16 protein-coding genes and 2 riboswitches are annotated in these 18,722 nt (G+C 48.7%); of the genes, 4 read left to right on the top strand and 12 right to left on the bottom strand.

The annotated features are described in order from the left end of the window. Positions 1-29 precede the first annotated feature (29 nt). A complete protein-coding gene (locus BVG16_RS34125; RefSeq protein ID WP_078502624.1) occupies positions 30-176 on the top strand; it encodes a transposase in 147 nt (48 codons plus the stop codon). A 161-nt stretch (positions 177-337) separates the two neighbouring features. Here the strand turns inward: BVG16_RS34125 and rlmD are convergent, their stop codons facing one another. The 4 genes from rlmD to BVG16_RS28650 all read right to left on the bottom strand — a co-directional run bounded on the left by rlmD (position 338) and on the right by BVG16_RS28650 (position 3,982). Further along, positions 338-1,780, bottom strand: coding sequence for a 23S rRNA (uracil(1939)-C(5))-methyltransferase RlmD (gene rlmD / locus BVG16_RS28665; RefSeq protein ID WP_078502623.1), 1,443 nt, complete (start codon positions 1,778-1,780; stop codon positions 338-340). Between the two features lie 200 nt (positions 1,781-1,980). Next, complete coding sequence (locus BVG16_RS28660; RefSeq protein WP_078502665.1) at positions 1,981-2,865, bottom strand: diacylglycerol kinase; 885 nt, start codon at positions 2,863-2,865, stop codon at positions 1,981-1,983. 37 nt (positions 2,866-2,902) lie between these two features. Next, the gene (locus BVG16_RS28655) at positions 2,903-3,688 is read right to left on the bottom strand and encodes a sirohydrochlorin chelatase (protein WP_078502622.1); all 786 of its coding nucleotides are present in this window, start codon (positions 3,686-3,688) and stop codon (positions 2,903-2,905) included. A gap of 3 nt (positions 3,689-3,691) precedes the next feature. Then, positions 3,692-3,982, bottom strand: a complete 291-nt coding sequence (locus BVG16_RS28650; RefSeq protein ID WP_078502621.1) for a YerC/YecD family TrpR-related protein — start codon at positions 3,980-3,982, stop codon at positions 3,692-3,694. Between the two features lie 256 nt (positions 3,983-4,238). On the opposite strand from BVG16_RS28650, the gene BVG16_RS28645 reads away from it, so the two are divergent. Then, positions 4,239-4,691 (top strand): hypothetical protein, encoded by a 453-nt coding sequence (locus BVG16_RS28645; protein WP_144027526.1) that lies wholly within the window; start codon positions 4,239-4,241, stop codon positions 4,689-4,691. Positions 4,692-5,235: 544 nt separating this feature from the next. Here the strand turns inward: BVG16_RS28645 and BVG16_RS28640 are convergent. From BVG16_RS28640 to BVG16_RS28610, 7 genes are all read right to left on the bottom strand, one after another. After that, positions 5,236-7,572, bottom strand: coding sequence for a universal stress protein (locus tag BVG16_RS28640; protein WP_078502619.1), 2,337 nt, complete (start codon positions 7,570-7,572; stop codon positions 5,236-5,238). 45 nt (positions 7,573-7,617) lie between these two features. Further along, entirely contained in the window at positions 7,618-8,244 is a 627-nt protein-coding gene (kdpC, locus tag BVG16_RS28635; protein WP_078502664.1) for a potassium-transporting ATPase subunit KdpC, read from the bottom strand. A 36-nt stretch (positions 8,245-8,280) separates the two neighbouring features. Beyond that, positions 8,281-10,320 carry a potassium-transporting ATPase subunit KdpB gene (gene kdpB, locus BVG16_RS28630; protein ID WP_078502618.1) on the bottom strand — a complete coding sequence of 680 codons (2,040 nt, stop codon included), beginning with the start codon at positions 10,318-10,320 and terminating at the stop codon, positions 8,281-8,283. Positions 10,321-10,337: 17 nt separating this feature from the next. Then, on the bottom strand, positions 10,338-12,017 hold the full coding sequence (gene kdpA, locus BVG16_RS28625) for a potassium-transporting ATPase subunit KdpA (RefSeq protein WP_078502663.1): 1,680 nt from the start codon (positions 12,015-12,017) through the stop codon (positions 10,338-10,340). Between the two features lie 137 nt (positions 12,018-12,154). Further along, a riboswitch (cyclic di-AMP (ydaO/yuaA leader) is annotated at positions 12,155-12,337 on the bottom strand. 77 nt (positions 12,338-12,414) lie between these two features. Continuing rightward, positions 12,415-12,610: riboswitch (cyclic di-AMP (ydaO/yuaA leader) on the bottom strand. Between the two features lie 761 nt (positions 12,611-13,371). Next, entirely contained in the window at positions 13,372-14,376 is a 1,005-nt protein-coding gene (locus BVG16_RS28620) for an inorganic phosphate transporter (RefSeq protein WP_078502662.1), read from the bottom strand. An 80-nt stretch (positions 14,377-14,456) separates the two neighbouring features. Next, positions 14,457-15,068, bottom strand: a complete 612-nt coding sequence (locus BVG16_RS28615) for a DUF47 domain-containing protein (RefSeq protein ID WP_078502617.1) — start codon at positions 15,066-15,068, stop codon at positions 14,457-14,459. Positions 15,069-15,278: 210 nt separating this feature from the next. Continuing rightward, complete coding sequence (locus BVG16_RS28610) at positions 15,279-16,343, bottom strand: DUF3048 domain-containing protein (protein WP_078502616.1); 1,065 nt, start codon at positions 16,341-16,343, stop codon at positions 15,279-15,281. A 298-nt stretch (positions 16,344-16,641) separates the two neighbouring features. Here BVG16_RS28610 and BVG16_RS28605 point away from each other — a divergent pair, with 298 nt between their 5' ends. Beyond that, positions 16,642-17,148, top strand: coding sequence for a DoxX family protein (locus tag BVG16_RS28605; protein WP_078502661.1), 507 nt, complete (start codon positions 16,642-16,644; stop codon positions 17,146-17,148). Positions 17,149-17,238: 90 nt separating this feature from the next. Further along, entirely contained in the window at positions 17,239-17,733 is a 495-nt protein-coding gene (locus tag BVG16_RS28600; RefSeq protein ID WP_078502615.1) for a DoxX family protein, read from the top strand. A 114-nt stretch (positions 17,734-17,847) separates the two neighbouring features. Here BVG16_RS28600 and BVG16_RS28595 read toward each other — a convergent pair whose 3' ends face one another. After that, positions 17,848-18,696: an AraC family transcriptional regulator gene (locus BVG16_RS28595; protein WP_158081825.1), complete on the bottom strand. Its 849-nt coding sequence runs from the start codon at positions 18,694-18,696 to the stop codon at positions 17,848-17,850. Between the last annotated feature and the right edge of the window lie 26 nt (positions 18,697-18,722).

The raw sequence follows: 18,722 nt of genomic DNA, 5'->3' as shown, positions 1-18,722 counted from the left end.
TTTAATGCGTAATTAGTAAATGAGAACCGATACGCCAGCATGAAAAAGGAATCTTACACTGGTTTACGTCAGAAGTAACAAACAGCATCATGGAAGCTATAAACGGCCTCATTCAAAGTGCCAAACGACGAGAGCGCGGCTACAGGTCGGATAAAAATTACTGCCGAGGGATTTAAAGATAATCCTGAATTTCAGTTGTGGGGAGAGGAGTTTCTGTTCTCTTAATTTCCGTGAACGCAAAAAAATTAAAAAGGTACTATTTTAAATAGCACCTTTTTAAATCATTATTCTATTTGTGTTCCCACACTCTTGCACTTGGAATTAAGGATTTCCAGCCTTATTGTCTTTGTAGCAGTGTAACCGACTCCACATGCACCGTATGTGGAAACATATCCACCGGCTGCACTTCCTTCACGCGATATCCGCCATCTTCGAGCACCCGCAAATCCCGTGCCAACGTCGCGGGGTTGCACGACACGTACACGATGCGCTCCGGCTGCATCGTAAGCAGCGTCTCGAGCAGGCGCTCGTCGCAGCCTTTGCGCGGCGGATCAACGACGACGACGTCGGGCGATACGCCCTGCTCGAGCCATTGCGGCATGACGTCCTCGGCTGCGCCGACTGCGAACTCCGCGTTCACGATCCCGTTCAGCGCCGCGTTCGCGCGCGCGTCCTCGATCGCCTCTGGGACGATCTCGACGCCGTAGACACGCTGCGCGTGCTGCGCCAAGAACAGCGAGATCGTGCCGATCCCGCAGTAGGCGTCGATGACCGTCTCAGATCCGGTCAAGCCCGCATACTCAAGCGTCTTCCCGTACAGCACTTCGGTCTGTACCGGATTAACTTGATAGAAGGAGCGTGCCGAGATTGCGAACTTCACGTCGCCAATATAATCATAGATGACATCCCGTCCCCACAGGGTCTTCGTCACATCACCGAAAATGACATTCGTCCGCTTGGTATTAATGTTCTGGCAGATGCTCTCCACGCCAGGTACCTGCGCACGAATGGCTTCAACCCAAGCGTCTACGCGAGGAAGCTTCGACCCATTGGTCACAAGGACGACCATCAGCTCGCCTGTACGGAATCCAACACGTACGACGACATGGCGAAGCAGTCCTTCACCCGTCTCTTCGTTGTATGCAGCTACGCCTAAGTCACGGCCGATCGCCTTCACGTGACGCACGATTTCATCGTTCTGGTCATGCTGAATGAGACAGGCATCCATATCGATGATACGGTGCGAGTTGCGCGCATAGAATCCACCAATGAGTCCGCCTTCTTCGGACATGCCCATCGGCACCTGCGCTTTGTTCCGGTATCCCCAAGGGTCCGTCATCCCTAGCGTAGAGTGAACCGTGATTCCTTCTGCTTCGCCAACCTGCAGCTTCCCAATCCGCTCGAGATTGTCCACGACATGCTGCCGTTTCCAATCCAACTGCGCTTCATAGGACCAGTGCTGCAGCTGACAGCCACCGCACTGCTTATAAATCTCGCAAGGTGGCGCAATGCGATCCGAACTTGCTGTCACAAGCTCTGTCAGCTTTGCATAACCATATTGCTTCTTCACTTTGAGAACCTTCGCACGTACGCGTTCACCCGGCAAAGCCCCGCCAATGAACAAGGTATAGCCGTCCACACGACCGACGCCTTCCCCCTCATGCGTTAATCCGATAATATCTACTTCCACGTCTTCGTTCTTCGATACCGGCAGATTCAACAGTGCTTCCTGTTGACCCTTATTGTGCGGCTTCGGTCCGCGATTTCTACCTCTACTCATGTGTCTAACCCGCTCCAACCTTCTATAGAATAATGCTTCCCGCCGCCTCGAATTAGAATAACGTGGAAGCTTGCTTGTCCATCATCATTAAAAAGAGGATCGCTGTGCCCATTCCAGAGCCAATCGCAATCCCCCATGCTTACGCTCACTTCAATTCGATCTTCATACCTGATCCATCCTGATTAACTTCCGAACGCTTACTATTTCGCAAAAATCTCAATATGCGAAGGCAGCACCGAGAAATTACAAGGCAACGTGCCTCCCAACTCGCCATCCAGATTTAACTGTACATACTCCGGCGATGTCACTTCCAAGTTACTCGTCCGGAAATGTACGACATTCGGATTATTGAGATGCTCCCCACGTAACGCCATACTAGCCACGCGAATAAATTCCGCGAGATTACATTTTTTCACGAGTAACACATCGAACAATCCATCATCGATCAGCGCATCAGGTGCGAGTTTATCCATCCCACCGATGGAATTGCTGTTCGCGATCAAGAAGAGCATGAACTCTTCATGGAACTCGCCCACGCCATCTGCGCGAATGATCAGTTCGGAAGGACGCAACCGCGCCATCTTCTCAAGACCCTTCACGTAGTAAGCCAGTTGTCCAATCATCGTCTTCAGCTTAATCGGCACCTCATAAGACAGCTCCGTTAAGGAACCGCCGCCAGCAATATTGATGAAATACCGGTCCCCGGCAAGCCCGATGTCGATCGGACGTTTATGCTGCTCAATAATCAGATCGCAAGCATCGCTCCAGTTCCGCGGAATATTCATCGCCCGGGCGAAATCATTCGTCGTCCCGACTGGAAGAATCCCTAACGGAGGTCGATTCGGTAACGGCGCCATGCCGTTAATCACCTCATAGAGCGTTCCGTCTCCGCCTGCTGCGATAATCAGATCAACGCCGCGCTCTACAGCATCAATCGCACAAGCCGTTGCGTCACCTTCGCCGACCGTCGCATGCGTCGTCGCCTCAATACCTGCCAAGTCCAACTTCTGGAGAATATCCGGCAACCGCCGGCGCATTTCCTCCCGGCCCGAGGTTGGATTATAGATGAGCCTCGCTTTTTTCACAATTCGATCCATTATCATGCCACCTATTTACGATTCATTACGTGTTCTTCCTAGCGCTCTGCAACGCGGTCCGAGCCTGACGTTCAAGCCATCTCGAGACCAGCGGATGCGGGAGAAGCGCCTGCCCGTTATATTTACACACAGCCTGCCCCATACGCTTCGGAATGACACGATTAGTAAAATACCCCGAACTCAAAAATAACGGTACCAACCTTACAGTGTAGTCCGTTTCATTCTGCCATCGTATTATTTTATCATACATTTGATCTGGAAGCAGTAGAGCCGTGTCGACCTCCACAAATTTGTCTTGTTTCCGTACCTCATCTGCAATGCGCTGAATCCCCTGCACCCATCGTTCATAGAATACAGGATGATCGCTCCCATGGGCGACCAGCAATAGCACTTCTGGATCCTTCGATTCCTCTGCGCTCAGGTTCTCATGATGTTTCTCTATTATAATCTTAGCCAATTCTTCCGGTTCTGAATCCATCGGTTGCCCAAAATAGACGTTGGCCCGCACACGAAAAGGACCTAAGTCCGTCTCGATGGCAGGCTCCGCCTTGACTCCCAGCGCATAAGCGATCTCATCCAGATGCGTACTTCCGCCAGACACAAAGAAAGGAATCACGAGCAAATCCGTAACTCCCTTTGCTTCTAAGCGATCAATCCCATCTTGAATGAGTCGTCCCTCGACAATTTCTAGAAAAACAACCTCAACAGGCAATCCTTCTGGAAGAACTGCCTGCTGAACCGCTTCATCCACGAGCACAACCCACGAGGCGTCCCGCGAACCGTGGCATATCACCAGAAATCCTGGGTTCATCGTCTATTGTTCCAAACGCTCTAATGCCATGGTATAGCCGTCATTCCCATAATTAAGACAACGTTTCACCCGCGAAATCGTCGCAGTACTTGCGCCCGTCTCCGCTTCGATCTGATTATAAGTGCAGCCTTTTCCTAACATACGAGCTACTTCCAGACGTTGTGACAACGACTGAATTTCATTCACCGTACATAAGTCATCGAAAAATATATAGCATTCTTCTACAGACTTCAATGTGAGCACGGCTTCGAATAATTGATCGATCGTTTTATCATTAAGCTTCTTTAATTGCACTGATCCTCAACCCCTAGTTCCTGGTAGTTACTCCCCCATTGTAACGTAGACTGTAAAACTTTTTCAAGCATTACCGTTTTCCTGCACTACAGAACTAAATAAATGCCTATGAAATTCAATAAAAACGGGCATTCGTCCAATCATGTTGTTCGCCTAACACATACAGTAACCTATACCATTCATATGTAAAGGAAGTGAACTATCCATGACGCAACGCCTACACACACGCTCACAACCGCTCTCACCCTACCCCGGCGTGCGAAATCCATATAACAATCAACCGTTCCGTGACCCGCAGTCTATCCCAGAGACGACACCGGCTGATTTTGAACCCGTGATGGGACAATCGAATTCGCTGATGTCATTCTTGTCACCGAATGAGACACCTGTTACGCCTATCGCCCCGAGCACCGGCAAAAGCAGCTTCAGCATGAATGACATCAAGGGCTTCATCGACCGCATGGGCGGCATCGACGGCATCGTGAGCACGCTGAGCAAAGTGCAAAAAGTGATGCAGAGCGTATCCCAAATGGCACCGATGGTGAAATTGATGGCCGATACCTTGCTCCCTCGCAAAAAGAAAAAGAAAGGCGATGACGACGATGATTTCCCGACCAAGCGTCGGCGTCGGCGGAAGCGCAGTACCAATCCGAAGTCTTCGCCGAAGGGAAAGGCGCGTAAACGTCCTTCCGCCCCTTATAAGAAATAACCCATTAACCATGAATCTCGCTTCCATAATAAATAGGCTGAAGCAAATGCTTCAGCCCCATTTGTTATGTCTATGCTGGTTTCCCCCTAATTCGCTACGTCTATGCTGGTTGCCCGATGGTAGCCCTTTACTCAGTCTTTGTAGTATAGCGGGCGAATTCACAATGCCCGCCTTCTAGTCCTGCCACCCCATTGTGGCGGGAATAGAGGGTGTCCCCGTGAACGCTAGCAGCGTCTGTATTTGTACTCTATCTTTGTATTGTGTCTTTGTACTGGTCTATCTGGTATAGCGGGCGAGTTCACGATGCCCGCTTCTATTGCTGCCACCCCATTGTGGCGGGAATAGAGGGTGTGTCCCCATAGATGCCAGCAGCGTAGGTGGGGAATCTCCTGTAGGAGTTTACGTCCCCTCTTTGGTAGCCCCTTGCATCCTTCCCATCCAATCAAAGCAAGGGGCGGACAAGAAGGGGCCGAAAGGAGATCCCCACCGAAGCTGCAACCCACAGCATCCATACCTCTCTTCATCTGTTCTTCCCCGAATCCTCTCACCCTTTATTCTTCGCCACAATCAACACATCCATGTGTCGCGCTCTCCGCAACAACCCCTGAACCACCGTCCCTCTCACCAGACGCGTCATCCAAGGGCGTGCCGATTGGCCAATAATAATCTGCGTGCTCTGCACCGCATTGGCTTCCTTCAGGAAGGCATCGACGACAGGTCTCGACTTGGGCGTAAAGACGACCTTAAACGTCCCGCCGAACCGATCCACCAACGTCTCAATCGCCTGCGCCCGCTCCTGCTGCTCCAAGGTAAGTGTCTCGCCGGGATGCACATACGCGATATACAGGGATGCCTTTAACCGATGCGCAATCCGGAACCCACGTCGGATCAAGCGTTCCGCATTCGGGCTTAAGGTCACCCCGACGAAGATCACTTCTTGTCTGCGCCACGGTCCCCGAAGCGAGGGGCTCCGTTCCCAGGATTCCAACCGCTCATCCACATCATCCGCCAGCTCGCGGAGGGCAAGCTCACGCAGGGCAATCAGATTCCCGGTCTTAAAAAAATGATTCAACGACTGCTCCACCTTGTCCCGCCGATAAATATGTCCGTCCCGCAATCGCTGCTGGAGGGTCTTAGGCGCCACATCGATGAGCTCTAATTCGTTCGCTAGACGCATTACATGGTCGGGTACCGTCTCTCGGACGCGTACGCCCGTTATTTGTTCAACCGCATCGTTCAAGCTCTCCAAATGCTGCACATTCATCGTCGAGATCACGGAAATGCCCGCTTCAAGCAGCCGCTCCACATCTTCGTAACGTTTCTTGAACGGGCTGCCCGGTACATTCGTATGGGCTAGCTCATCGACGAGCACGACTTCCGGATTACGGCGAATAATCTCGTCTGTATCCATCTCTTCCATCGATACGCCTTTATAGTCGATCGTTCTTCTTGGAACCACGTCCAATTCGCCGATTTGTCTCTCTGTCTCGGCTCGACCATGCGTCTCCAAGTATCCGATGCAGATATCGACGCCTTTGCGCAGCAGCTCGTTCCCCTCGCGCAGCATCGTATACGTCTTGCCCACGCCCGGCGCGGCACCGATATACACCGTGAACCTTCCGCGCTTCATATTTTGAATTTCTTGTTCCATCTCTTCCGGGCTTAATCGTTTGTAATGCCCCTTCTCGGAGTCCGCCCGACGCCCTTTGCGCCGTGATTTTGTCGGCAAGATCCGTTCCCCATCGTTCTCGGCTCGATCTGCAACGACGAAGATATCCACATTATTCATGCGGGCAATCAACGCGTTCAGGACGGAACCCTTCATCACGTCCTGCCAACGCGTTTGCTTCGAATGTCCAATCACAATACGCGTCACGTGATGTTCTAAGGCATACTTCATTAAGGAAGCAGGCAGCAGGCGTTTAGAGGATAGTGGCAGCTCTTCAAGGGAAGCGCCAATTTTCTCGACAAGCTTCAGCATGGAGCGCTTGAAGGCCGCCCTCTCTCTTGTAAGCTCCACATTAGGTTTGACGAACGTGACGACATGTAAGTCCCCATTCAACCGTTTGGCTATCTGTTGTCCCCGACGAATATAGATGGATCCATTCCAATGATACTGGGCAGCGACTAAGATGCGCTCCGCAGCCCACGAAGGACCTACCAAGCCCAGGCTTTCCCGATGCCGCTCCAGCGAGTCATTCACGCCTTCGGCGACAAGCCGCAGGGCTAGCTCCCGCAGCACCGCTAGGTTACCATGCTGGAACAAGGAGCTGTCGGAGGGCAGCCGAAGTCCGCCAAGCTGCCCATCTGCGAACCGTTTCAACATCGTCTCCGGCGATACGTCAATGAGACGCACCTCATCAGCCATCTCCAAGGTATCTGTGGGCACGGTCTCTTCGACCTTGAAGCCCACGTATTTCTGCGCGAGTCCCGCGACCTCCTGCAGTTCGTAGACGTTCACCGTCGTCATCACACTGATACCCTTTTTGAGCAGCATCTGGATATCTTCAAGCCGCGTCGCATGCTGGGCACCTTGGCGATTTCGATGAGCCAGACCATCTACGAGCAAAGCTTCCGGATTTCTCGATAGCAGCGCGTCTAGATCTAAATCCTTCTGCTCTACCCCATCCTTCATCCAGTGAATGCTCGGAATTCGCTCCAGATCCCCCATCTGCTCCATCGTCTCCGGACGCTGCTGCGTCGAAATGGCACTCATCACCACATCGACGCCCTGAATCTTCAACTGCTGTCCTTCGCGCAGCATATGATACGTCTTCCCGGAGCCGCTCACCGCACCAATCAATACTTTGAAATATCCTCGGGATAATCTTGTGATGGACTCTAATATTTCTTCCGGTGTCTTTCGTCGAAACTGCTCCATGCCCGTGCCTCTTCCCCTTTGCCCTTCCATCTTTTCACGCTATCGTTACTTGATTAATGGTTGTAAATCGATGTTCAACTTCAACACATTCACGCGCGGCTCGCCGAAAATCCCTAGGTCGCGACCTTCTGTATGCTTTTCCACAAGATTTTGCAATATTTCGGTGCTCACACCTGTAAGTTTACTGATGCGCGGAATTTGCACCTCTGCACTCTTCGGTGAGATCTGCGGATCCAAGCCGGACGCTGAATTCGTTAGCAACTGAATCGGCACTTCACGCAATGGCACATCAGGATTGTTCTTCACCCAGGCTGCGGCCGCTTCTTTGGTCCGTGCTAACATGTCTGGATTCGATGGTGCATAGTTGTTGGAGCCGGAAGAGGCTGCGTTATAATCGATGCTTGAGATCCGACCTTGGAAATACTTCTGATCCTTGAAATTCTGACCGATCACCGAGGAGCCAATCACCGTCCCCTGAGCATCTTTTATTAAACTCCCATTCGCCTGTGCTGGCATGACAAGTTGTGCGATCCCTGTGCAGACAAGCGGATAGATCAACCCGCATAAGATAATAAATACAATACTAATCCGAATGGATACGGATATCATGTTGCCGATCGAAGGTTTGGTGGGTGCCTCAGCACGCGCATTTGTCTGAAGATTCATATTCATATTCATGTTCATCCTTTCTTTCTCTATCCCATCCCGTTAAATCCATAAATGAACGACAAGGTCAATGATTTTGATCCCGATAAAAGGCGCAATCACGCCGCCCAGACCATACAGTACCAAGTTACGGCTCAACAGCTTGCTCGCACTCATAGGCTTATAGGCCACACCTTTCATCGCAAGTGGGATTAAGAGTGGAATAATAACCGCATTAAATATTAATGCCGATAATATCGCAGACATCGGAGAACCGAGTCCCATCACGTTCAACACATGCATTTCAGGGATCGCCAACATGAACATCGCCGGTATAATCGCAAAATATTTTGCCACATCATTCGCAATACTGAACGTGGTGAGCGCCCCGCGCGTCATGAGCAGCTGCTTCCCGATCGATACCACTTCGATAATTTTCGAGGGGTCTGAATCCAGGTCCACCATGTTCGCGGCTTCCTTCGCAGCAATCGTACCGCTGTTCATCGCTAACCCAACATCGGCTTGGGCTAGGGCAGGTGCGTCATTCGTACCGTCCCCTGTCATCGCAACCAGCTTGCCTTCCGCTTGTTCCCGGCGAATGACTGCGATTTTATCCTCCGGTTTGCTCTCTGCGATAAAATCATCCACGCCGGCTTCTCTAGCAATCGTTGCTGCGGTTAAGGGGTTATCCCCCGTACACATAATGGTTTTGATCCCCATTTTGCGCAGCTGCTCGAACCGTTCACGCATCCCAGGTTTTACTGTATCCTTCAGATAGATCAATCCCAGCATTTGATCATTCACGGCAACCGCAAGCGGTGTACCGCCTTCCGATGCAATGTGGTTCCCTTTATCCGTGAGATCTGCTGGAATTGTACCTCCTTGAGTTGTAACCCATTGTTTGACTGCATCGATTGCGCCTTTCCGCACTTTCCAGCCATTTTTCAGATCCATTCCGCTCATACGTGTCTCTGCTTTGAACTCAATAAACTCCGCATCGCGAGCCTTCGACTCATCGAAGGTATAGCCATTTTTCCGAACCCACTCCATCACGGAACGTCCTTCGGGCGTCTCATCTTGAATGGAGCTTATCGCTGCCCAGGAAGCAACGTCTGCCACATTCGCTTGACCGACAGGCATGATATCGCTGGCCATCCGATTCCCGAAGGTGATTGTTCCTGTTTTGTCGAGAATCATCGTGTTGATATCCCCTGCCGCTTCCACGGCTTTCCCGGACATCGCAAGGACATTGAACTGTGTGACTCGGTCCATCCCCGCAATCCCGATCGCAGATAATAATCCCCCGATGGTTGTCGGAATTAAGCAGACCAGCAAGGAAATCAGAACAGGAATCTCTAAGTTCACGCCTACATATTTCGCAATCGGTGCGAGGGTGACTACAACAATTAAGAAGATAACCGTTAAGGTAATGAGCAAAATATTCAATGCAATTTCATTCGGGGTTTTCTGACGTTTCGCCCCTTCGACCAGCGAGATCATCCGATCCAAGAAGGATTCCCCCGGATCACTTGTAATTCGTACTTTAATCTGGTCACTCACGACCCGAGTTCCTCCAGTAACCGAACAGAAGTCACCGCCCGCTTCTTTCATCACCGGAGCCGATTCCCCAGTAATCGCGGACTCGTCAACTGTCGCAATCCCGGCAATGACCTCACCGTCTCCCGGAATCATCTCCCCTTGTGCCACGATGACAATATCGCCTTTGCGAAGTTCTGTCGCAGGGACGCTTTTCACCCCGCCGCCCGATTGCACTTTATTAGCCGTGACATCGGTTTTGGTCTGTTTTAACGCATTGGCTTGCGCCTTGCCGCGTCCTTCTGCAATCGCTTCGGCAAGGTTCGCGAACAACACCGTAAACAACAGCACAATGAATACCGTTAAGTTAAATCCGAAATTCGCTTCCGCCCCGAACGACGATGGAAACAACGTCAGCAAAAGTACGATGAATGTTCCCAGCTCGACCACGAACATGACTGGATTTTTGATCATCACCATCGGGTTTAATTTCACGAAGCTTTGACCTAATGCATATTTCACAATCTCGGAAGTTATTAATTTTTTACGTTTATTTGTTGAATCCATTTCCATTCACCCCATCATTAACCCAAAGTTAGGTACTCCGCAATCGGCCCTAATACAAGCACCGGCAAGAACGTCAACGCCCCGATCAGAATCACGGTACCGAGCAATACGCCCGCGAATAATTTGTTATCCGTCCGGAACGTCCCAATGGTCTCAGGAACCCATTTTTTGTGGGATAACGAACCCGCAACGCCGAGCAATGCGATGATAGACACGTAACGGCCCAAGAACATGACCACGCCGGTCATAATATTCCAGAACGGTGTATTATCCGCTAATCCCTCAAACCCGGAACCGTTATTCGCAGCCGAAGACGTGTATTCGTACAGCACCTGAGAAATCCCGTGAAACCCTGGATTGGTAATTGCTCCTGATCCCAGATTCGTTAAGAACGATATCGCGGTTGGTCCTAAAATGATCAACGGATGAGCAAGGATCGCAATCGCGATCAGCTTCATGTCATGCGGTTCTATTTTCCGTCCCAAAAACTCAGGTGTACGCCCGACCATCAATCCCGCCAAAAATACCGCAAGGATCGCGTACATCAGCATATTGACCAAGCCGACCCCGTCACCGCCAAAGACGACATTCAGCATCATCAGAGACATCGGAACAAGTCCGCCAAGCGGTGTCAGCGTGTCATGCATGTTGTTCACCGAACCGGTCGTCGCCGAAGTCGTAACCGTGGTGAAGAGTGCCGATTGTGCGATACCGAAGCGTGTTTCCTTCCCTTCCATACTGCCTTGGGATACATCAGCGCCGACAGAATTCAGAACCGGATTCCCGTTACTTTCTGAGATATACACGAGGCTTAAGAAGGCTACGAACAGAATGCTCATGACCGAAAAGACGATCCAACCCTGCTTCTGATTTTTCGCAAACCGTCCGAACGTATATGTTAATGACGCTGGAATCGCCCACATGGACAAGATCTCGATCACGTTCGTCAAAGGATTCGGATTCTCAAATGGATGCGAAGAGTTAACTCCAAAGAATCCGCCACCGTTCGTTCCTAAGTGCTTAATGGACTCTAGTGAAGCTACAGGACCAATGGCAATTTGCTGCGTCTCGCCTGTAATCGTCTGTGCTTGAATCGTCGAATCTAGTGTTTGAGGAACTTTCAATCCCACCAATACGAGGGTGACGACGATAGCCAGCGGAATGAGCAGCCGTGTGTGGGCTTTGACAAAGTCCGTAAAAAAGTTCCCCAGCGTGCCGCCCTTCTTCGTAATCCCGCGGATAAAAGCAATCGCCACCACGATCCCGGTCGCCGCCGACGTGAACATCATCATCATGATGACGATCATTTGGGAGAAATACGAGAGCCCCGTCTCCCCGCTGTAATGCTGCAGGTTCGTATTCGTCATGAAGCTGATGATCGTATTGAACGACAACGTCGTCCCCATGTTATCGATCCCGTTCGGGTTAAGCGGCAGCCACTTCTGTATGCGAAGGATCGTAAAACCGATTACCGTCAGCACGGCATTCGTCAACAGCAAGCTAAGCGCGTATCTTTTCCAAGACATTTCGGATCGGTTCTTTAACCCCGTTAACCAAAATATGAATTTCTCAACCGGATGAAAAATCCTATCCGTCTTATTCGGTTCATTCGAGAACACATGATATATATAAGTGCCGAGTGGCTTAACGATGAGCAATAACAGCCCGATAACCACCGCAATTTGCAGTACATCCATTCCTACGTTCATGAATAAATCTCCTCTTTTCTGAAAAATAGGCAACAAAAAAGAAGCCTGCGGGCAGAGGTAACCTAAGCCCGTGGCTTCTACAATGCCATGGCGAATCGCCATGTTTCACTGCAAAACACGTTCAAGTTGCCTCTCTCGAGACGCTTACGAGGTTAGCTGTCGGATTCGGGCGTTGAGAGTCGCCCTACCTTTTTGCCGTCTCTAGACGGTTCAAGGATTCACCCCGTGGTTCGCATTAGATACTCGCTATGCTCACCGTTGGTTCCCCCGCTCCTGACTTCTAGGTCAGGACTCAGCGTTTAAGACATCAAGCAGTTCCATATATTTTTCCATAAAAAAACCTCGGAGAAACGGCTCCGTGGTCATCTGTCGGTCACAAGGTCATTCATCCTCTCTCCTACACTTACGAGGTTAGCTGTCGGATTCGGATGGTGAGAGTCATCCTACCTTAGCGCCACACGCGTTGTGGTCTAAGGATTCACCCCACATGAATCAGGTCTCGCTCTCACACGAGCGCACGTCATCATGATGTATTGGGTCCCCCGTTCCTTGCTTTTGCAAGGACTCAGTGATATTCATGAATCGTATCTTACTCCAGATATTAGAAGTTGTCGAACGCGAATTAACCGATCCAATTGCCAATTAATGACTGCGTGTATGAATAAAGCGCTTGCAATGAAATGAATCTCCATAAATCTCTCTTTTTCTCGGGTTATCTCGAGATATCTATGTTTGCGGGACATCCATTTAGAAGATTGGGGATTGTATTGATATGGATTTTGGAGGGTAGAACCGACTGTCTAAAATACTCATTTAGTCACTTGGATCTTAGCTCATCTTAGCTCATCTTAGCTCATCTTAGCTCATCTTAGATCATCGCATCGATACTCGGTTGGATACATTTAACATATAAGCAGCTAAGAAGATAAGCTGTATCAAGTTTCATGTACCTTGGCATGCGTATCTATATTGGATTTTCCCACTCTCATCTACCTCGGAACACACGCCTATACTGGATTTTTCCACGATAGGGAGCTAATTTAGCCCCATTTCACCTAAATCACCATTTTTCATTGGATTTATCCAATATAGCCGGCCTAGAGCCTCACATTCCCACTCCTGTATTGGAAATATCCATTATAGCGACGCTACCCGTCCGGACACCTCACCCTACATTCAGAAATCCACTATTGCCGGGCTATGTACATTGTAACTATCACTCCTGACACAGCAGATTGAGCACTTAGCGACATGTTCCCCCGTATCGCTCCACCCCAACAACTCCCCCCCGAAACAACAAAAAAGCCAACCCCATACTGCTAAGGTCAGCTTCCCATCCACTCTATTTTATATAAAAGATATCTAATAGCTTAAAAATAATCATCGCGAGTCCGAACGAAATCGGAATCGTCACGATCCAGGATACGATGATGCGTCCTGCCATTCCCCATTTGACCGCGGAGAAACGTTTGGCTGAACCTACACCGAGAATCGCGGACGTAATCGCATGCGTCGTACTTACAGGCAAATGCAATAGCGTTGCCGTCATAATAATAGAAGCTGACGATATATCCGCTGCGAAACCGTTAATCGGTTCGATTTTGAAGATTTTCGTACCCATCGTTTTGATAATTTTCCAACCGCCGACCGATGTACCCAATGCCATCGCTGTCGCAGCGGACAATTTAACCCATAGCGGAACTTCCAAGTGGTCTTGTACACCTGCTGCAACCAAAGCGAACGTAATAATACCCATCGCCTTCTGTGCATCGTTCGTACCATGTGTAAACGATTGAAGTGCTGCCGTCATGATCTGACCTGTGCGGAAGCCTTTATTCACGCTGTGCGGACTCATGCGTCCGAAGATAATCTTCAGAATCCACATCACGACATAACCGACAGCAAACGCAATTAATGGAGAGAAAATTAATCCTTCTACAATTTTCGTAAATCCGGAATAATTGATGCTCGACGACCCTGCTCCTATGAAGACGGCACCCGCGAGTGCGCCAATCAAGGCATGTGATGAAGAGGAAGGAATCCCCAACCACCACGTAACAAGGTTCCATATAATTGCTGCAATCAATGTCGCAATAACAATTTCAACCCCGTTGTCCAGCTTAGCTGGGTCTGCGACGCTTCCCCCGATGGTCTTCGCTACACCCGTAAACGATAACGCACCAAGGAAGTTCATGGATGCTGCCATAAGAATCGCTACACGCGGTTTAAGCGCCCGTGTGGAGACCGATGTCGCAATGGCATTTGCCGTATCATGAAATCCGTTAATAAAATCAAAGGCTAATGCTAAAAAGATAACGAAACCTAAAACGATCATCATATGATCCATAGCTTTGTATTGCACAGAACGGCATAAAGGTGTTCCCGCGCAACTCTGTCCTCCTTTATCTCACTCGAGTTCACGCGACCTTAGGAGTTGCGCATAATAATAGTTTCAAGAATATTGGCAACATCTTCACAAGCATCCGTAGTTTCTTCAAGACGCTCATAGATTTCTTTTTTCTTAATCAGTTCAATTGGGTCTTTTACAGTTACGAACAATTCCTTCACACTCTTACGAAGAATGTCGTCAGCTTGGTTTTCCAGGTCATTAATACGGATAGAATGTTCACGAATCGCAAGTAATTTTTTCTGGGACAACAGGCGAATCGCTTTTTGAATCTCAAACGCGCTATCCAATAGAACTTTACCGAATTGGTCAATCGACTCGTCATACTCTTTTACATGATACATATCAAAACGTGACGCGCAAGCTTCCAAACCGTCCAAAACATCGTCTAGCGAAGTGGCAAGCGACATGATATCTTCACGCTCAATCGGCGTAATAAACGTCTTGTTCAACTCTTTAATAATGGTATGGGTGAATACGTCACACTTCGACTCCAGTTCTTTCATCTGCTTCGTGAAAGTGGCTGTATCGCCAGGATTCGCTACATACTTCGCAAATACATCTGCACCTTGTACAATTGCATCAGCCATGTTCTGCAAATTTTGGAAAAATACATCATTCTTCTTAAACATATGCTGTCCCCTCTGCTTCAAATTACTTAGACTACCTTAATAATGATGAAATATACCTTTGTTATCTTATCATAAAAAACACTCTTGTTGTAAAGGAATTGTAAAGCAAATTCTTGAATTTCTTTTTACAGTTTGCCGAATTTCCAGTTCATTTATCCAACTTTTCCAGCACAAAAAATCCGACGAACACCCTTCGCCGGATTCTATCAACTATTCGACTTTCACATGACTTCCAAAGGTTGGTTGATTAGGCACAATATTGTAATAAGTTTTTCCAGCATACAATGGTAATTCTTGTCCATCTTTGTAAAGTCGAATGACATCATTCGGGTTTGTTCGCTGCCATGTGCATATGATTTCTTTGCCCCGTTGAAACAAGATGGCTTCGCCGCCTTTATGTAAATCTACGGATAGTCGCCCGACATCATCTAATGTACGATGGTCCGCACCCAAAACGACAACGTTCGTGGCAGATAATTGCTCCTTGGAATTGAGATCGATATGCGGTTCGCCATTAATAGAACGTTTGTAGAGTTTGCTCTCTGTGTCATAGTCATACGTTACGGTGTAATTTTTCAACAAAAAATTCAGTGTGATCTTCGATGCGTCTGTCCCGATTGGCACGTCATCCTCTTTGGCAAAAGGATATGTCGTAAGAGGCTCGTCCTTCTTATACTTCTTCTTGTCCGCCCCTTCACGCAGCTTCTCAAGATTGGAATAAAGGTTATGCGGCGCCTTACGCGATTTATCTCGCCAGAAGTACGTCCCTGCATTCGTAATTTCATCTAAGTGCTCTTTGCGCTGTTTCTGGAGAATCGCATACGCATCATTGCTTGCTCCGGCATGTACCAACACCCCGTGATAGCTCTCCCCCAAATCAATGAGATAAGGCCGAATGCTCCGAATAGGACCAATGGCATCCTGGAAACGATCACTCTGAAAAATGGCTACCAATCTCGTGATCCCGCCCTCTGCGAGCACTTCATACACGATATCGGCATGGGTTAATCCGGATTGAGGTCTTGCCTTGGCCATATTGTTAATCATGACAGCGATCGGGCGATCTGTAACAGGTTGATCTGTTGGGAGACCCGTTAGCGGTGCGATATAACCACTAGGCTGAGATTCTACTTCCGTCTCAGGTGTCGTTTCAAGTTGCTCAGAAGCGTTCGGATCCGCCCCTTGCTCTGTCTTTGACTGTCCGCAGGCACTTAGTAGCAGAGATAATAGAATCAATGGAATTAGGCAGGTTTTGTAAAAGGTATTCGACTTCATAACGTCCCCTTTCGATAGGTAGCATTCAAATTTTGGAAACTCGTTCTTATTATTTAAGCACAAAATCCTTCCTTTGTCTGTTATCCATCCTGTTCATCCCGTTGGAAGCCTTGGAAAAATGTTTTAAGGGGGCCTGTGACCAATGTAATTGTGAAAATGTGAACAAAGTATGTACTTCAAATTTAAAATATTCAATTTTTGTGTAAGAATGTGATATATATCACAATGAATGGTTAAATCTGGCGGTATGATTAAGCCATAAAGAGAAACAAAACAAATGGAAATGGAGTTGGTCAATATGTTCACACATTGGCTAAGAGAAAATGTAGTTGCAAGATGGTTACTGACAATTATCCGAGTATATCTTGGTTATCAATGGATCACAGGCGGTTGGGGCAAGATCACAGGTGGCGGTTTCGATGCCGGCGGATTCATGACAGGCGCGATTGAAAAAGCAACAGGCGATCATCCCGCAGTCCAAACTTGGTTCGCGAACTTCCTAGAACACTTTGCATTACCGAACGTCAAATTGTTCAACGTACTTGTACCTTGGGGTGAATTTCTCGTCGGACTTGGGTTAATTCTCGGTACCTTCACCACCTTCGCAGTTCTCATGGGTATGGTGATGAACTTCGCCTTCCTTATGGCAGGAACAGTAAGCACCAATGCACAAATGATAGCCCTTGAGATCTTCATCGTCGTCGCTGGCTTCAATGCAGGTCGCATCGGTCTTGACTACTACGTCATCCCTTACCTTCGCCGTATCATCGGACGGAAACCTCGGGAGCTGACAATAGATAAATGATTCACCTATCCATCTATTGGTTAAATATGGATGTATGAAAACATCCACAGAATCAACATTAAGTATTAAATGGATTTGGAGATGATCTCTATGTTCACACATTGGCTAAGGCACAATATCGTAGCCACTTGGCTGCTCACCATCATTCGGGTTTACTTAGGGTATCAATGGATCACAGGCGGTTGGGGCAAAATTACAGGCGGATTTGACGCAGGGGGCTTCTTAACCGGAGCCATTGCTAAGGCAAGCGGAGACCACCCGGCAGTTCAGACGTGGTTCGCGAACTTCCTAGAGAATTTCGCACTTCCTAACGTGAAGCTCTTCAACATCCTCGTTCCATGGGGGGAATTCCTTGTCGGACTTGGGTTGATCCTCGGTACCTTCACCACCTTCGCCGTTCTTATGGGTATAGTGATGAACTTCGCCTTCCTGATGGCAGGTACCGTAAGCACCAACGCACAGATGCTCGTGCTTGAAATCTTCATCGTCGTCGCTGGCTTCAATGCAGGCCGCATCGGTCTTGACTACTTCGTTATCCCTTACATTCGCCGAATGTTCGGATATGGGGATCGGGCAGAACGATGAGGGTGCTAGTTGAAAAATTAACAAACACAAAGAATCCACTTGCAGATGTGAGTGGATTTTTTGTTGATGAAACCCATTTGCTGATGTGATCGGGTTCTTGTTGATGGATCCCATTTACCTCCCCCACCGACGATCCGTATGCATATACATGCTGCGAAACGCTGTCGGCGTCATACCTTCGGCCTGCTTAAATACTTTGATGAAATAGCTTGGATGCTCGTACCCCGTGCGTCTCGCAATCTCTTTGATTTCCATAGAAGCTTCCTGCATCAGCAATTCCTTGGCTTTGCTTAAGCGATAATTCGTAATATATTCGAACGGACGCATCCCGAGTGTCATTTGGAAGAGTTGGCAGGTGTATTGCTGCGAAATACCTAACTTTTCCGCCAACATAGATAACGTAATGACCTCATTGTAATGATCCTCAATGTAATGCAACCCTGGCGAAAGCTGCTCATAGTTCTGCTGCTTCGTCCGCAGTTCAGAGACCGAGGAATAGGTGAATAAATCGAGCAGAATTTGATAGACCAGTGAAGAACATGTGTAAAGACGCATGGGATGTTTGGATTGCAACAGATTAATGATCTGAGCTAACTTAGTTAGAATCACCTCAGGATCGGATAGATTCAATACCTGGGTCTCTGTAAAATGCATCGCAGCCAGCAATTCCCCGGCATGCTTCCCGTTAAATGCAATCCACCGAACCTCCCATGGTTCTTGCAGCGCATAATAATGATGACCTTCATCCGGAAATAATAACATCCCCTGCCCTGCCGTAAGCGTAAACTCTTTCCCGCCTGCCCAGAGATATCCCTTTCCTTGCAGCACTTGAATCCATTGATAGTCCCCATACCCCTCACGCCGATACATTCGCTCTTGATGATCCCATCCTCCCGCACAGGTTAAATAGAATGGAAGCTGTCTGCCCTCCTCCAACACCGGCGGAAAAATACATTCATTCATCCCACACCCTCCTATTGACTTGAATA

This window comes from Paenibacillus selenitireducens (genome assembly GCF_002021565.1).
Taxonomy (GTDB): domain Bacteria; phylum Bacillota; class Bacilli; order Paenibacillales; family Paenibacillaceae; genus Paenibacillus_K; species Paenibacillus_K selenitireducens.
Note: the sequence above shows the minus strand (reverse complement) of the source record. Positions and strands in the feature narration are given on the sequence as shown.

Bases quoted from the DNA above. Each gene is read 5' to 3' on its own strand.
- BVG16_RS28615 (WP_078502617.1), bottom strand. From the start codon at position 15,068: ATGTTTAAGAAGAATGATGTATTTTTCCAAAATTTGCAGAACATGGCT.
- BVG16_RS28600 (WP_078502615.1), top strand. From the start codon at position 17,239: ATGTTCACACATTGGCTAAGGCACAATATCGTAGCCACTTGGCTGCTC.
- BVG16_RS28620 (WP_078502662.1), bottom strand. From the start codon at position 14,376: ATGGATCATATGATGATCGTTTTAGGTTTCGTTATCTTTTTAGCATTA.
- BVG16_RS28655 (WP_078502622.1), bottom strand. From the start codon at position 3,688: ATGAACCCAGGATTTCTGGTGATATGCCACGGTTCGCGGGACGCCTCG.
- kdpB (WP_078502618.1), bottom strand. From the start codon at position 10,320: ATGGATTCAACAAATAAACGTAAAAAATTAATAACTTCCGAGATTGTG.
- rlmD (WP_078502623.1), bottom strand. From the start codon at position 1,780: ATGAGTAGAGGTAGAAATCGCGGACCGAAGCCGCACAATAAGGGTCAA.
- kdpC (WP_078502664.1), bottom strand. From the start codon at position 8,244: ATGAATATGAATCTTCAGACAAATGCGCGTGCTGAGGCACCCACCAAA.
- BVG16_RS28595 (WP_158081825.1), bottom strand. From the start codon at position 18,696: ATGAATGAATGTATTTTTCCGCCGGTGTTGGAGGAGGGCAGACAGCTT.
- BVG16_RS28605 (WP_078502661.1), top strand. From the start codon at position 16,642: ATGTTCACACATTGGCTAAGAGAAAATGTAGTTGCAAGATGGTTACTG.
- BVG16_RS28610 (WP_078502616.1), bottom strand. From the start codon at position 16,343: ATGAAGTCGAATACCTTTTACAAAACCTGCCTAATTCCATTGATTCTA.
- kdpA (WP_078502663.1), bottom strand. From the start codon at position 12,017: ATGGATGTACTGCAAATTGCGGTGGTTATCGGGCTGTTATTGCTCATC.
- BVG16_RS28640 (WP_078502619.1), bottom strand. From the start codon at position 7,572: ATGGAGCAGTTTCGACGAAAGACACCGGAAGAAATATTAGAGTCCATC.